Here is a 14,938-nt window from a genome sequence, read left to right on the forward strand (position 1 = left end):
TTTCAGCACTTGTCGAGTAGACAAGTACTGAAAAGGAGCTAGTAGAGGAACTTACTTCACAAGTTCCTCTAAACTTCCGAATAATGCTTTTGTCGATTTCAACTTGGACGCATTACCAACCACTGTGAAATAATTTTGTTCCGTCACAGCCTTAAGTAAATCGGTGTACTGTCTGATGTCTTCCGGTGTTGTCGATAAGATTTCATCCCGTTCTTTCTGCAGTTCGGCCTCCGTCACCTGCTCAAAATAATGCCGGTCCGCCCGCCGTCCCTGAGCACTGGGACTAAGTGGCTGGTCCAACATGGACAAGGTGCCGATAATCGCTTTGGTCATCTCATCGGGATCTGCTCCATACCCCTCAACAAATCGATAAGCCTGATCATAAACCTCCAGCGTCTCCTGCAAATTCGGATCACGGTAGGAAGTGAACATCATCATCCCATCTCTGCGCAGAACCAGGTTCCCGCCATAAGCACCGCCCTTCACACGCACGGCATTCCACAGATAGGTGAGGCTCAAGATTTTTTTGAGCACCTGCATTTTGCCGGAATACGTGAATCCTAGCTTAGTGAAGTCGTATCCCTTGACCACATATTGCACCTGACTGGAAGACATAAATCCTTCATTGTCCGCATGTTCCTGCGCTGTAATCTTAGGCATACTCACCACTGGCCGATCCTGGATATCCAGCTTCGCAACATTATTAGCGAATTCCTCATATAAATCAGGTGTTCCAGTCACGCTGATGATCAGATTGTTTTTATTGAACAAATCCCCACAGATGTCCTTCAATGTGTCTGCCACCTGAGCTCCCTGCTGATCGAACGTCTCGGCAAGCTCGCGGATAAAGCGGTAATAAGTAACGCCGCCCTGTTGTTCCTGATACGCTCCCATATCCGAGAAATAAGACATCAGGCGGCTGGCCGCAATCTCATTCCCTCTTTGATTCAGAATCGATTCCATCTGCGAGGCTTCCCGGCGGACGATTTCCTGCAGCTTGGTCAAATTGTCGAGCGCACTTGTATAAAGTATCTCTCGCAGCAGATCCAGTGATTCAGCAATATGCCCCTCTATCACCTTCACCAGCGCAGAGAATTTAGGCTGATAACTCGCCCCCGTAGCTTTTGCAGCGCCAAAGAGCTCATTCCTGAAATATATGCCTCCGGTTTTGATCCCGATTTCACTGGTGAGCTCTTCAATGCTGTAGGAGGCAGTCTCCATTTGGCCCAACACCTCTGCAAGCAGTACTAAATAAGGAATTCGCTCAGGAGCTACAACACTCGTATCCCAATAAAGCTTGCAGTAGGCAATCTTATGGGTAGCTACCTCATGGTGGATCACCTTTATGCCCTCATGGAAATGTTCATAGGTCGGCACCTGTGGTTCTGCACTACGGTTAATGTCCTGAAGGGACAGACTCGGTAGCTTCTGTAAATCTTCGGCTGCATCCCGACGGCTCTGCCGTGCCAGAAGATGCTGTGTACTCTGAACAAGCTGCTCCAACTGATCGGGTTGCAGTGACGCTTTGTATTCACTCAATTGATGCTGAGTGGATGCTTCCTTTTCAGCTGCGATCGTCTTGGACGGGTTCAGCACCACCACACTGCAATGATCACTGTTCAGCAAATAGTCCTCAATCAGCTTCTCAAAATAACGGTCTGCAAGCTTTTCCCGAATGGCCGTGAGCACCTCTTCATAGCGCATGTGAGTAGTCGGCTGACCGTCATAGAGCCAGGACTTCATCACTTCGATATTGTAAGTAAGACCCTTCGGATACTGGTTAAAGTCCGCTTCCCGCAGTTCAAATTCCTTGCTGTTGACCGCTGCCAGCACCAGCTTCTCATCTAGTCCGTCCTGGGCTAGACGCTTTAATGTAGTCTTCACCAGCTCCACGAAAGCATCTTTGGAGGAGGCATTGGAATGAGTCAGCGTAATACCAAGCAGCGGCTGGATCATACTGTCGGAATAAAAAGCAAACGCGTCTTTGCCCAGTCCGCTTTCGAGCAGGGCTTGCTTGAGTGGAGCTGCGTTGCTGTCCATCAGCATGCTTTTTAAAATATCAAAAGCCAGGTTCAGTTCCCGATCTGTAGAGGTTCCAATCACATAATTCAGACTCAAATAAGTTTTGTCTGTGGCTGCTTCTGCTTCCAGAATCGGATAATCCGCTACCAGCTCCGTCATTCCAATGGGCTGTTGAAGGGGAATGGACGTATCGAAGCTGTTTCGTTCATAAGACTTAAGATATTCTTGGTCTATAAATTGCAGCTTTTCTTCAATATTAACGTCACCGTAGAGATAAAAATAACTGTTGGACGGATGATAATAATTGCTGTGCGCCTTATGAAACTGCTCATAGGTAAGCGCAGGAATCTCCTGTGGATCTCCACCTGAAGAATGACGATAGATCGTGTCCGGATACAATGACTTTTTGATTCGGTCCATCAATACCGTAGTTGGCGAGGAATAAGAACCCTTCATCTCGTTGTAAACCACGCCTTTATAGATAAGCTCATCTTCTGGATGCTGAAGCTCGTAATGCCAGCCCTCTTGCTCAAAAATTTCTTGTTGCTTATAAATATTCGGCTGAAAGACACTATCCAAATAAACCTCCACCAAATTGGAAAAGTCCTGATCATTCCGGCTCGCCACTGGATACATTGTCTTATCCCCAAACGTAAATGCGTTCAGGAACGTCTGCATTGAGCCTTTCAGTAATTCTACAAAAGGTTCCTTGACCGGATATTTCTCTGAACCGCATAATACGGAATGCTCCAAAATATGAAAGACCCCCGTGCTATCCTCAGGTGGGGTCCTGAAGCTTACGCTGAATACCTTGTTGTCATCCTGATTCTGCACGAACAGCAGCCTGGCGCCGCTCTTCAGATGTTCCAGCGTGAATACGTTGGATTCGTTCTCCCGGATAAATTCCTCATTAACGACCTGAAATCCATAATAAGTGTTCCCTGTGATCAAACGGCTCATAGATTTCCCTCCTCTGTTTAGGGATATGATAACTCTACATGAGCTTATCATATCCCTGGGCGATTATTCCATCAGTAGAAGGTTTCCGGGATTAATTTCCGGTTCACATAAAACAAGACCACGCCAGTACAATCACTGACAAAGCCTTGTTTTATTTCAAGTGATCTTTTAATATTGCTCCGAGTTCAGCTGTGTATTTAGTCAACCTTAAGCTTATCTCTGTACGCATAACATCTCGAGTTAATCCAAAGCGTTCCTGATATCCTCGGCAAAAGATTTTGTAATACACCAGGAATTCCTCCTGTTCATCTGCCAGCACCCTGATATTCCGCTGTTTCAGCTCTTTTTGCAGCTGATAAGTATCCTGCATGATCCGGCGTTGAATGGCTTGACCAGCCATCAAATAGGCGCGTTTAAGAATGTTGCTGGAGGGCTCGATCTCTTTCAGGCTCTTGCTAACCATGGTATCTATGTAAGGAAGCAAAATGAGATCACGAACCATCGTACGTTCCTCCATAGTTATCATTTTATCTGGGTGCTCACGCTGTTGTTCCTCGTACTGCTCAACATGCTCGGTCATGATCATTTTTGTTTTCCAGCGTTCATTACCCTCAAGTTTACTCATTTAAAGTGACCTCCAATCTGTTCAGCTCTTTCTAGGGCAACACCGGATTCAAGCATAGATGAAGCTCTAATTAGAGCTTTACTGCCATAACGAGCTTTTATTTGATCGATTGCACGTTCTTTGTTGTAAGCCCGAATCCTGTCATCAAAGAGTGTAAGTTGGATGACACTATCATCTGATAGGTTAGACAAGGAAATCGCTAATCGACCTATGGGAAGGCCCGACCAGTTGTCTGCAAATAATTTTTGTGCTGCAGCAGCTACTTCGTGCGTTAGTGATGTTGGTTCGGGCAATGTCATCTGACGCTCGTAAGCGTTTGAACGCTCTCCGTCCGTCTCCAAAACTGAAATAGACACTACCGATCCCATATAACCATACCGCCGGGCTCGCTGGCATACTTCAATAACGAGCTCAAGCAGCACAACCTCAATATCCGTATGCCGGGTGTATAAATTCCAGCGTAAAGCCTTGCCATGTCCCACTGATTTAATCTGATGACGCATTCCTGTGACCACTGGACTAGGATCTAGCCCGCGCGCAGTTTGCCAATAATATTCCGCTTGAATATCACTTTGCTTGCCCATGGTAGTTCGCATTCGTTGCTTAAACTCTGGCAGTTCCATTCGCGCAATGTCTCCAATTGTGGATATGCCCATACGCCAAAAATTCTTGGTCATTCTAGCCGCTACCATAAACATATCCTGCACGGGAAGTTTCCAAAGGGTGGTCTCTAGTTGGTCAAAAGAAAGCTCATATACCCCATCCTTCATCTTTTTGGCGTAGTTATCTGTCGCCATCTTTGCCATAACCTTCGTAGATCCAATACCTACCCGTGTCCAGACTCCCGTCGACAGTAAAACATGGTGCTGAATTTTATGAATCATATCCTGCAGCGAGCCTCCGAAATACGCAAGCGATCCTGTGACATCCAGAAACTGCTCATCGATACTGTAGGGTTCTACCAGATCGGTATATGTTCGGTAAATCTCTGATATCAAGAGTGATACTTTAATGTAAGTCCCCATACGTGGCCTTATTACGATTAGCTCTGGGCATTTCGCTAAAGCTTCCCCTACACGCGAAGCCGTTGTTACCCCCTTTGCTTTTGCAAGCGGGCAGGCCGCCAACACAATACCGTTCATTCTTGCCGGATCTCCTACTGCAACAGGCTTATCTCGATATTCAGGGTGGGCAGCTTTCTCCACAGAGGCGTAAAATGCCTGACAGTCAGACAGTAGAATGACGCGATTCTTAGGCATGCCGTTGTTCCTGCACGGGTTGCCATGAAAGAATATTTACTGCCAAGAACATGCGAGGCGTTCCTGTAGTTAGACAGCTTGCTCGTATGCGGCCGTCACGGATACTGTGTATTTCAATTTTCCGCTGGCTAATATTTCTCGCTTTATCCTGATATATAATTTCAATTATTTGGCCGATGCTGATTTGCATGCGATCGCCTCCATAAAAATAAGAACACTTGTTTGTATTATATGCGTAATCAGGAATTTTAAGCAACAAAAAAGGTGAGGTAATTTCCCCCACCACACCTGGATCTATTTTTCTAGAGCTGAGAATAATCTAACTCAAACCGAACGAGATCACAGTTCAATTGAGTGCATCCATGTGCTATAAAAAATGCGTATCCAGCATTGCGTATTCAACAGAGATTGAATAGAAAACAAAAAAGGTTTACACTTTGATAGAGTAAATAACAGTAGTAAATTATTGATCTATACTCAAAAGTCTTTCTAGAAAGGAAGCTGCTAATGTTCCGTTCCTCCTACACCTTTCGCTCGGAAGAAGAAGCTTCCATGCTTCTGTTTGATTCTATCGGCTGGGAGCAGCTCGATTCACCTGCCTATTCATTCAACGGCCAGAACCGGACGGAGAGAAGTTGTGTTATTTTTCAGTACACCTTATCAGGAGAAGGTAGAATTGAAATAGATGGGGTTGTTCATCGGCTAACGAAGGGCAAAGCTTTTCTAGTGACTGTTCCCAGTATACACAGGTACTATTATCCGGAAGAAGGCACCGAGCCTTGGGAAGTTTTATGGCTCAATCTACGGGGTCCTTTAGCGATTTCACTTTGGAACCAACTTACTGCTCATTGCGGCCCAATTATAGAGCTCCCCCAAGAATCGGTTTCGATCGATTTATTGTGGAATACCTTCAAGGACATACAGGTTCATGAAGAACGAGATTTGCATCTTTTAACAGGAAAAGTCTTTCAGTGGATCTTGTCCATGGAGAAATATCTCAAGAAACCAAATTCGCTTACTACCTTTATAAAAAATGACAAACTTCACGCCGCTATTCAATTTATGAAGGAGGATCTGCATAATAATAATCTAAGCTTAGACGATGTCGCCGCTCATGTTGGTGTTTCCAAACATCATCTTTGCAGACTGTTTCAAAAAAACATCAATCTTTCACCCTTTGAGTATTTAAAAAGACGGCGGATCGAATTGGCAGCTTCTAAACTTAAAACCACAGATTTGAGCATTAACCAGATCGCGACGGAAACCGGATTTGACAATGCCAGCTATTTCGGGAAAGTTTTCCGATCCTATTTTGGGGTCAATCCTTCGACGTACCGCGAACAGGATCTAGCGTTCCTAACCAAACATGTGTTTTTCGAAAACTAATTCATATAAAAAGAGGAGCAAGCCGGTGGCTTCCTCCTCTTTTTATTAAACCTCTTTAAGTACACAGAGTAAGCTTTTAAAATCGCCCTTAAGCTGTGGAAGGGAGAGTCCGAAGTGCATCAGCTCATCCCCTCTGTATACTTCACCGTTAAGCTCAAGTTTGTAGTTCTTAGCTGGGTCGAGTCCTTTCAACCGCAATCTGCGGAGAGGTGCATTAGGCTCGGCCAGAACTCTGAAGTACGTGGCAAAGGCTTCTTTTTTATCATCGGAGACAAACATCCACGCAGTCTGATTACCCTCAAATGGACTAAGCAGTCGATAGAAATCACCGAACTGAATCAGCATTCTCAGTTCCTTGTACTCTGAAACCTGCTTCCGGATATCTTCGCGCTCAGCCTCAGAGAGCTTGGTCATATCTAGCTCGTAACCGAAGCTACCAGACATCGCGACATGGCCACGTGTTTCCAAAGGTGTGATACGGTGCACCTGATGGTTAGGAACAGCCGATACGTGAGCACACATAGAACTTGAAGGATACACAATACTTGTTCCATATTGAATCTTCAATCTTTCAACGGCATCGGTATCATCGCTAGTCCAGGTCTGTGGCATATAATACAGCATTCCTGGATCAAATCGTCCACCACCGCCAGAGCAGCTCTCGAATAGAATATGCGGGAAACGGGTGACGATACGTTCCAGTACATCATAAAGTCCAAGAATATAACGGTGAGCCGTTTCACGTTGACGTTCCGCTGGAAGAAGAGCAGATCCGATCTCCGTCATGTTCCGGTTCATATCCCATTTCACATAAGTAATCGGAGCCGATGACAACACGGAGCTAACCGAATCGACAATATAATCACATACATCCTTACGGGATAAATCCAGAACAAGCTGCTGGCGAGCCAACGTTCTTTTATGACCTGGTACATGAAGACACCAATCCGGATGCTCACGATAAAGATCGCTTTCTGGTGATACCATTTCCGGTTCGAACCATAATCCGAATTCCATGCCCATTGCCGTAATGTCTTCTCCAAGTTTTCCGAGACCTTCTGGAAGCTTGCGGCGATCCTCTACCCAATCTCCAAGTGAGCTATCATCATTGTCTCGTTTCCCAAACCAGCCGTCATCTAAGACAAACAGTTCAAGGCCAAGATCCTTGCCTGCTTGAGCAATTTCTTTGATTTTATCTGCGTTGAAATTAAAATAGGTCGCTTCCCAGTTGTTGATGAGAATAGGGCGTTTACGATCGCGGAATTCGCCTCTGCATAACCGGGTCCGATACAGACGGTGATAAGTTCTTGATAATCCACCAAGTCCTTGACTCGATCTTACCAGTACAGCTTCAGGGGCCTGGAAGGATTCTCCCGGTTCAAGCAACCATTGAAAATTAAACGGTTGAATGCCGATACCCACTCTGGAAATTCCGTATTGATCCACTTCCGCTTGCGCAAGAAAGCTTCCGCTGTACACAAGACTGAACCCGTATACTTCACCGTGATCCTCTGTTGCATCTTTTGAAAGTAAGGCCATAAAAGGATTCTGCTGGGAGCTACTAGCGCCGCGTTTACTATCAATTCGGTGGATACCAGGCACGAGTGGTCTTTTATGGATATGACGTTCTCTCGTCCAAGTACCAGATAATTGCAGCATGTCATAATCAGAATCATGGAAGTCAACATTCGCGCTCAATACACGTTTCAGCACTACATTATCTTTACCCTGATTCTCAATTCTCACGGAACGAGTGATCACATCCTGATTATTAAACACAGTGTAGCTCAATACAGCAACCAGTCCGGATTTGTCATCCTGAAGTAAGAGTTCCAATGTCTCTGCTTCTTCTTCACTTTCAACATAGGTGGAAGGCAGTCCCTTTAATTCAGGCTTTCCTTTATTGATCTTATAGCTCTTATAAAGGAAATCCGTAACGGTCGTACCATCTACCAAATGAACCTCAAGCGCTGGTTCCCGGAAATCACCATTTCCATAAGACGGAAATTCACTTGGAATAGTGTCGAGGGAGATTCTCTTATCCTCCATCGTGTAGGTCGGGCTAAAGGAGCAACGTTCCACCAAATTCAGCGGCTGCGCTATTCCTTCTAATTTAGGACCCCAATAGACATGCGCTGGAAGCTCACCTCTAACGACTTCAATAACATAGCTGGATTGCTCAGACTGTAAATGAAACACCTTGCGGCTGTCATCATAATAAATACTCATAATATCCTCCTCCTCTTCTTATCAGATCTTGTTGTAACGTAATTGGCTTGATTTTTCTCGTTGTTTGAAGTCTATTTTAAAGTTAATTGGAAGGGGATACAATCTTAATATCTATACCTTGAGTAGTAAAATATTGATCCATAAAATCTTCCTACTTAAATATCAAATACGGAACGTACAGTAAGAGATAGGTACATTTCGGTATTTTACGTACAAATAACCCAAAAACAGAGGAGCAAATAAACAGCTTAACAGACATATTTCCTGCGATTCGAAGGAACTTAGTAAAAACACTGTACCCTGGTTATATTTGGACAATCATAAAACAAACACTTGTTTCCTTGTTCCAGTGATGAAAATCACTTACTATATTGGTAAAATAAAGAATAATTTAAAGATACAAACGTCGCAGTAATAACCGATGAATGATATGCTGAAGAAAGGAAGATCGCATTGAAGTTGGATTTGAATGGATTAAATGCCGATTCCTTAACGTGTATGCTTAAGGCATCTTTTTCATTGGAAAATTGGGATGCTATGATTGAAATTGCAGACAAGCTGATCACACAGATTGCAATTATATATGAGACAAGCAGTGACACAATGAGAGAACAAAACCTGAAGCGGAGTGTTCCTTATTATTTTGGATTTAGCTTATGTTCAAAAGGAATCGCACTGCAAAAGCTCGGTAACTATTCTGAAGCTAGAAGGTGTATCTTAGAATATTCTAAATTAGGCTGGATCAAAGGGTTAGATGAAGAAGGTCATCATGAAGTCAACTATTACCGTAATATCGCAAAAGCCAATGCCTACGTGCTAGATCTTCTGGAAGGCAAGACTGGAATCCTAGAGGAGTATGTTGAATTCATTAGAAACAGTGCTGAGGAAGAGTTACTACCGGGACTAATTACTATCTTGGAATCCTCGATAAAATATAACTTTTCCGTAGATTGGATTCTGAGAGAATTCGAAATAAACGCTAACGACATAGGAGCACGAGGAACTCAAGAGAGTATAAGATATTTTGTGGATTACAAATTCTTACTGGCGATGTACCACTACAAACAGGAGAATATGTGTGAGGCAATAAACACAATTCTGGAAACCTTTCAAATAAGTATTACGCTGAAAGATGATACAGGCTTTAAGAAAGCAGCGGCATTATTTGAGATCCTTAGAGACTATGCTAATCAATCACAGCTCCAAGTGCATCACAACATAATGAAAACTATAATAGAGAGGGAGTTTACTAATGAAAAAGAAAATGTTCTTGCTGACAGTCGTAGTCTTGATTAGTTCCAGCTTAATGATTACCTCTGCTAGTGCTTCTGCTGTCGATTCGGGTTCCACAATTTACACCGTTAACAATCACGGAATGGGTCATTGATTGAAATTTTATAAGTGGATTATACAAAGGAGCGATCATCCGGTTATTGGATAATCGCTCCTTTGTTTGTAAATACACAAGATAGTTTAGCTAAAAACAACAAAAAGTAATCGTTTCACATTATACATAATCCTATGTACGCTATCATTTTTCATATACAATAATGATACATATCAATCAACCATTAGAGGTGTACTTTAACGATGAACAGACCTATTCGTTTTGGAATAATCGGAAGCGGCTGGCGGGCGGAAATATACCTTAAGTTGGCTCACCTGCTTCCGCAGCAATTTCAGGTAAGCGGTGTATTGATCCGCAACCCTGCTAAATACCAGCCACTGATCGACAAATGGAACCTGACCGTATACAACTCGATGGAACGTCTTGCGGCAGAGAGCGATTTTGTGGTCCTGGCGGTGTCCAAGAGCGCTGCCGCCTCACTGCTGTTGGAGCTTACAGCGCTGCAAATACCTGTGTTGGCCGAAACACCCACCGCCTCCACGCCGGCTGAATATGAACTACTTCGGTCCAGTGCCCTTGATTTTCCTCTGATTCAAGTAGCCGAGCAATATCCGCTGCTGCCTCACCATCAGGCAAGAACCGCCTATATTCAAACCGGACATTTGGGCGAGGTAGGTCATGTACAAGTCTCTGTTGCGCATGGTTATCATGGAATTAGCCTGATCCGTAAATGGCTCTCGATCACTGACACCGCATGTGAAATCACAGCTCGCCGGCTGGAGGTTCCAATCATGGACTTCTCTTATAGGGGGAGGGAGGCCGAAGATGACCTGAAGACAGAGCAGCAGGATATCGCGATTATGGTGTTTCCCTCCGGCAAAAGTGCAGTGCTTGACTTCACCCGCTCCCAATATTTCTCGCCCCTCCGTACCAACCGGGTACTCATCCGCGGATCACATGGGGAAATTCGCGATAATGAGATTATCCGCCGCCTGGGAACCGAAGAGACCGAGTATATGAACATTAATCGGATTCAAGGCGGACAGGAAGGCAGTCTGGAAAGTCTCTCCTTGCATGAATTGCGTGCAGGACAGCTTAGTCTATTTAAGAACCCGTTTCATCCCTCTCCCCTTTCTGATGAAGAGATTGGGATAGGACAAGCCTTATTGAATATGTCCAGCTTCCTGCACACGGGAACTTCAGCATACTCATTAGCGGATGCCTTAACAGACATCAGATTGTCATTCGCGGTCGATGAAGCCACCGCCCTTGGAAGTACTATAACTTTGCAAGATGAGATCAGGTCTGCCAAATAAAAACAAACACATGGGAAATTCCCCTGCTGATATACAAAAAAAGCTTAACAGAAGGGACTTGAGCGCTGAAGCAGTCATGACCGAAAACCGCGACTCTCCAGTAATGGAAGAATCGCGGTTTTCCTATTTAATAATCCTTGCCAGTGAACAGCGATGTTCTCACTTTAACCAGTCAATAGACTCCCACTCCATTTTATCTGCGCCGACTTCGTTCAGTTTTGCAATACAATCATCGTAGATTTCATCTGAATCAGTTGTTTGGCGAGAATCACTTCCGGAGTCCGTTAGTGGACAATATCCTGCATCCCCTGATAAATGACCGTAGTCTCTATCCTTAGGGACCGGCATGTGTACAGTGTGCCCCACTCTTTAATTGGAAACTTAAAAAACAAAAAACCTTGATTTCTCAAGGTTTTCACTGTATGCCGAGGACGGGGGTCGAACCCGTACGGTAGTCACTTACCGCAGGATTTAATAAATAGGAAGTTAATTTTTTTGTCAATAAGAATTGACTTTCGTTCTAGTTGTAACTAGAATAGTTACAACTGGTAGTGACCGTGCCTGTTAAAGATAAAAAAGCACTGCATATTTAAGCACGTGGTGCTTCCTACTCTGAAGGTCCAGCTAAAGAACTAGAAATGGAGCATCGCCATCTTTTGGTAATTATGAATTTTTTTGGCGTCCCTTCTTTTGAAGCAATCGATGTTGAAGGGCATAATAGGGCGCCTGAAAAAGCACAATAGATTAAAGAAGATGCAATTCTACGCGCTAAAAAGTTAGCTGAGAATTTCTAAGTAACAGCGAGATTGGTTAATAATAAAAAAATAAAGGTAGGCGTTTTTAATGGAGACAAAACAAGACACTCTTATATATGTATGGGATGCATATTGTGGATGGTGCTATGGATTTTCAGAAAGTATTAGAGATTTTTACAAAAATCACCCTGAAATTCCGTTAACTGTTTTATCCGGAGGATTATTTTTAGATAATCTGCCAATAAAAAAATTCTCATATATATCAGAAGGTAATAAAAGAATTAATCAACTTACTGGTGTAGAATTTGGTCCTTCATATCAGGCTTTGTTGTCAGAAGGTACTTTTACAATGAATTCAAAAGATGCTGCAATTGGCTTTTCAGCTTTACGTTCATTAGCACCGAACCGTTTGTTAGAATTTACTTCTGCCATGCAAAAAGCGTTTTATTATAATGGAAAAAGTCTGAGTGACCCTGAAACATATCGTAAGATAGCTATTGATCATCATTTGGATCCTGAACAAGTACTAGAGCGACTAAAATCTCAAGAAACTATAATAGATGTTCAAAATGATTTCAACACGGTTCAACAACTTGGTATAAATAGCTATCCCTCTTTACTTCTACACAAGGATAACCAATTAATTCCTATTGGTGGCGGAGTAATGACGTCGGATAAAATTGAAGCACGTTTTAAAGATTGTTATCAAGGATTTTAATTAAAAGTATAAAACATTTATCATTCCACAGAATATATCGGCTGAGAGGGAAAAATAAAATGTAATAATTTAAATAACTTCACCAATAAGGAGATAAAATTCTATGTTTAAAACAATCGAAATGAATCAAAATGATGTGAAATTGACGATATTTAGTTCTGAAGAAAATAGTTTTATGGTGACTGCAACCTTAGTTGAAAAAGCAGGACATGCATTCTTAATAAATGCGAAATTCACTCAATCCGATTCGAAAGAAATTGTTGATTACCTAAATAAAAATAACTTATATTTAGATAAAATTTATATTATTCATGGAGATCCGGACTACTACTTTGGGTTAGAAAGTATTAAAGCAGCGTATCCAGAAGCCATTGCGTATGCCACAGAATCTACTGTTGAACATATTATTCATTCTGTCTTAGGTAAATTAAAAGTCTGGAAAGATGCACTTGGAGAAAACGCACCAAGCAATGTTGTATTGCCTCAAGTATTTGCAGAAAAAACTATTGACTTTCAAGGTTTAACATTTGAACTTGTAGGTTTAGATAATTACAGAACTAGCTTATTTAACAGAGAATTGAAATTATTGATTGGTGGCATTGATATATTTAACGAAATACATGTTTTCATAGCAGATACTAGCTCAAAAGAAGCAATGGAAGCTTGGATTGAGAACTTGAAAGTGTTACAAGGGTTAAATGCTAACATAATCGTACCAAGCCATGGTTCAATTGAAAAATCCTTAGATAATCAAGCACTTATTGCAACTATCAATTATCTAAAAACTGCAATTAAAGCTTCTGAAGAAAGTAAAACTTCTACGGATTTTGTTGCAAAGCTTGAAGCAGAATATCCAGGCTATGCAAATAAAGGCGTATTAGAATTAAGTGCAAAAGTTGTAACGAAAGAAATTCCTTGGGGGTAATGTTATGAATATATACCAAAAATTATTACATGAAACGTATGTATTAACCGGTGAAGGAAAATTGGATGCCTTCAAAATGTATTTAAGTGATAATGTATCTTGGACAGAAGCTGCTGGATTTCCTTATGCGGGTACTTATGTAGGTCCTAATGAAGTAGTGAAAAACGTACATGAACGCCTTGGAACCGAATGGGATGGCTATTCTGCAAAAGATGAAATCTATGCGTTTAATAATCACACTGTTATCGTCTACGGGAAATATAGTGGGACGTATAAAGCAACAGGAAAATCATTTATAGCAGACTTTTGCCATCTATATGAATTTGATGAGAATGATAAGGTTAAAAAATTTATTCAAATCGTAGACAGCGCAACTGTCAATAATGCATTAAGTTCAAATTAGTTGTTTGTAACTTAACTTGTATACGAGGTAGCGTCAGGATAACCGTATTTTCCTGACGCTACCCCATCGCTATCAAGCTAAGGTTTTACACTACCCATAAAGCAAAAAAGACGTTATCCTTTCTGTAGAATTATAGGAAAGGATGGCGTTTCTTTGGCATATAGGGCAACGATTTGATCTTCGATGCCTGTTAAATCTAAAGTAGAGTTGAACAAGTAATTTATCGGATTCTTAACTAGGAGCTCTCCTGTCATACCTTCTAGAAAATCTAAAAGATTAATGACTATATCATTTATGTTAGTGTTTTGTTCAGAAGAGACTAAGTTATTGATGATATCTGTTTCCTACAGTCAATCTATTCATTGTCTTTAATTTTTTTGATAGATACTTCGTTTTTTTCTATTATCACTTCATAGACACCACAGTAACAACTACGCTTTTTAAATCCAACGGACTGTTATTAGTAATCATCAGATTATACTCTTCATCCTTAGCTGTTGGTGTATCGCTTAAAGTATCTGAGTTGTTTTTTTCACAACCGGATAATAAGACTATAAACAACATAAAAATAGTTAGCCATCTCTTCTTTGTCAATTCAGTCGCCTCTCATTCTGATTATCTAATGCGTTGGCAAGAAATTAAAAAAACATATTGGTTCAAATGGCGCTAAACATCTGAAATCATAGAGATTTGGAAGGAGCGACTTTCAGAGGAGGAGTTCGACGAGTTGGAAGCGTTATTAGACTTATATGCTCAAACTCATGGCATGGAGTTAACATCTATTTTCAAATATGGATTTCGCTTGGGGGCGGGCATCATGGTCGAGGTCTTAACCGGGGAAGAGGAACTTGCTAGTAAGTTGGGTACCTTTCATGACAAAACTCCATAATTAAAGGAGTAAATCCTGTGCGCTTAATAATTGTTCTAAATACAATTCCCTTTTGAAACTAATTCAAAAAACAAAAAACCTTGATTTCTCAAGGTTTTCACTG

Annotated in this window: 14 protein-coding genes and 1 pseudogene; 8 read left to right on the forward strand and 7 right to left on the reverse strand. The window is 42.0% G+C overall.

The window, feature by feature from the left end:
• Positions 1 to 51: 51 nt before the first annotated feature.
• The 4 genes from UQ64_RS27320 to UQ64_RS27335 all read right to left on the reverse strand — a co-directional run bounded on the left by UQ64_RS27320 (position 52) and on the right by UQ64_RS27335 (position 5,056).
• Positions 52 to 2,982: an insulinase family protein gene (locus UQ64_RS27320; RefSeq protein ID WP_060626613.1), complete on the reverse strand. Its 2,931-nt coding sequence runs from the start codon at positions 2,980 to 2,982 to the stop codon at positions 52 to 54.
• Between the two features lie 151 nt (positions 2,983 to 3,133).
• Positions 3,134 to 3,607, reverse strand: a complete 474-nt coding sequence (locus tag UQ64_RS27325; RefSeq protein ID WP_060626614.1) for a YhjD family protein — start codon at positions 3,605 to 3,607, stop codon at positions 3,134 to 3,136.
• Positions 3,604 to 4,866, reverse strand: coding sequence for a DNA polymerase IV (locus UQ64_RS27330; RefSeq protein WP_060626615.1), 1,263 nt, complete (start codon positions 4,864 to 4,866; stop codon positions 3,604 to 3,606). The genes UQ64_RS27325 and UQ64_RS27330 overlap by 4 nt, the downstream gene beginning before the upstream one ends.
• Positions 4,859 to 5,056 (reverse strand): hypothetical protein, encoded by a 198-nt coding sequence (locus UQ64_RS27335; RefSeq protein WP_060626616.1) that lies wholly within the window; start codon positions 5,054 to 5,056, stop codon positions 4,859 to 4,861. Before UQ64_RS27335 ends, UQ64_RS27330 begins: the two co-directional genes overlap by 8 nt.
• A 317-nt stretch (positions 5,057 to 5,373) precedes the next feature.
• On the opposite strand from UQ64_RS27335, the gene UQ64_RS27340 reads away from it, so the two are divergent.
• Positions 5,374 to 6,252 (forward strand): helix-turn-helix transcriptional regulator, encoded by an 879-nt coding sequence (locus tag UQ64_RS27340; protein WP_060626617.1) that lies wholly within the window; start codon positions 5,374 to 5,376, stop codon positions 6,250 to 6,252.
• A gap of 45 nt (positions 6,253 to 6,297) precedes the next feature.
• Here the strand turns inward: UQ64_RS27340 and UQ64_RS27345 are convergent, their stop codons facing one another.
• The gene (locus UQ64_RS27345) at positions 6,298 to 8,481 is read right to left on the reverse strand and encodes an alpha-galactosidase (protein WP_060626618.1); all 2,184 of its coding nucleotides are present in this window, start codon (positions 8,479 to 8,481) and stop codon (positions 6,298 to 6,300) included.
• 498 nt (positions 8,482 to 8,979) lie between these two features.
• On the opposite strand from UQ64_RS27345, the gene UQ64_RS27350 reads away from it, so the two are divergent.
• Positions 8,980 to 9,777: a DNA-binding protein gene (locus tag UQ64_RS27350; protein ID WP_209445892.1), complete on the forward strand. Its 798-nt coding sequence runs from the start codon at positions 8,980 to 8,982 to the stop codon at positions 9,775 to 9,777.
• Between the two features lie 294 nt (positions 9,778 to 10,071).
• Positions 10,072 to 11,145 carry a Gfo/Idh/MocA family protein gene (locus UQ64_RS27355; protein ID WP_060626620.1) on the forward strand — a complete coding sequence of 358 codons (1,074 nt, stop codon included), beginning with the start codon at positions 10,072 to 10,074 and terminating at the stop codon, positions 11,143 to 11,145.
• Positions 11,146 to 11,304: 159 nt separating this feature from the next.
• Here the strand turns inward: UQ64_RS27355 and UQ64_RS27360 are convergent, their stop codons facing one another.
• The gene (locus UQ64_RS27360; protein WP_060626621.1) at positions 11,305 to 11,493 is read right to left on the reverse strand and encodes a hypothetical protein; all 189 of its coding nucleotides are present in this window, start codon (positions 11,491 to 11,493) and stop codon (positions 11,305 to 11,307) included.
• Positions 11,494 to 11,714: 221 nt separating this feature from the next.
• Here UQ64_RS27360 and UQ64_RS32455 point away from each other — a divergent pair.
• The 4 genes and pseudogenes from UQ64_RS32455 to UQ64_RS27375 form a co-directional block, all read left to right on the forward strand.
• Positions 11,715 to 11,888 (forward strand): annotated as a pseudogene (locus UQ64_RS32455) (FMN-dependent NADH-azoreductase); the annotation flags it as partial.
• Positions 11,889 to 11,988: 100 nt separating this feature from the next.
• The gene (locus tag UQ64_RS27365) at positions 11,989 to 12,618 is read left to right on the forward strand and encodes a DsbA family protein (protein ID WP_060626622.1); all 630 of its coding nucleotides are present in this window, start codon (positions 11,989 to 11,991) and stop codon (positions 12,616 to 12,618) included.
• Positions 12,619 to 12,721: 103 nt separating this feature from the next.
• Positions 12,722 to 13,543 carry an MBL fold metallo-hydrolase gene (locus UQ64_RS27370; protein ID WP_060626623.1) on the forward strand — a complete coding sequence of 274 codons (822 nt, stop codon included), beginning with the start codon at positions 12,722 to 12,724 and terminating at the stop codon, positions 13,541 to 13,543.
• A 4-nt stretch (positions 13,544 to 13,547) separates the two neighbouring features.
• On the forward strand, positions 13,548 to 13,946 hold the full coding sequence (locus UQ64_RS27375; protein ID WP_060626624.1) for a nuclear transport factor 2 family protein: 399 nt from the start codon (positions 13,548 to 13,550) through the stop codon (positions 13,944 to 13,946).
• 405 nt (positions 13,947 to 14,351) lie between these two features.
• On the opposite strand, the gene UQ64_RS27380 is transcribed toward UQ64_RS27375, so the two are convergent.
• Positions 14,352 to 14,510, reverse strand: coding sequence for a hypothetical protein (locus UQ64_RS27380; RefSeq protein WP_209445893.1), 159 nt, complete (start codon positions 14,508 to 14,510; stop codon positions 14,352 to 14,354).
• A 118-nt stretch (positions 14,511 to 14,628) separates the two neighbouring features.
• Between UQ64_RS27380 and UQ64_RS31135 the strand changes: the two genes are divergently transcribed.
• Positions 14,629 to 14,835, forward strand: coding sequence for a DUF6809 family protein (locus tag UQ64_RS31135; RefSeq protein WP_341129588.1), 207 nt, complete (start codon positions 14,629 to 14,631; stop codon positions 14,833 to 14,835).
• Positions 14,836 to 14,938 lie beyond the last annotated feature (103 nt).

It is taken from the genome of Paenibacillus etheri, assembly GCF_001012825.1.
GTDB lineage: Bacteria > Bacillota > Bacilli > Paenibacillales > Paenibacillaceae > Paenibacillus_AQ > Paenibacillus_AQ etheri.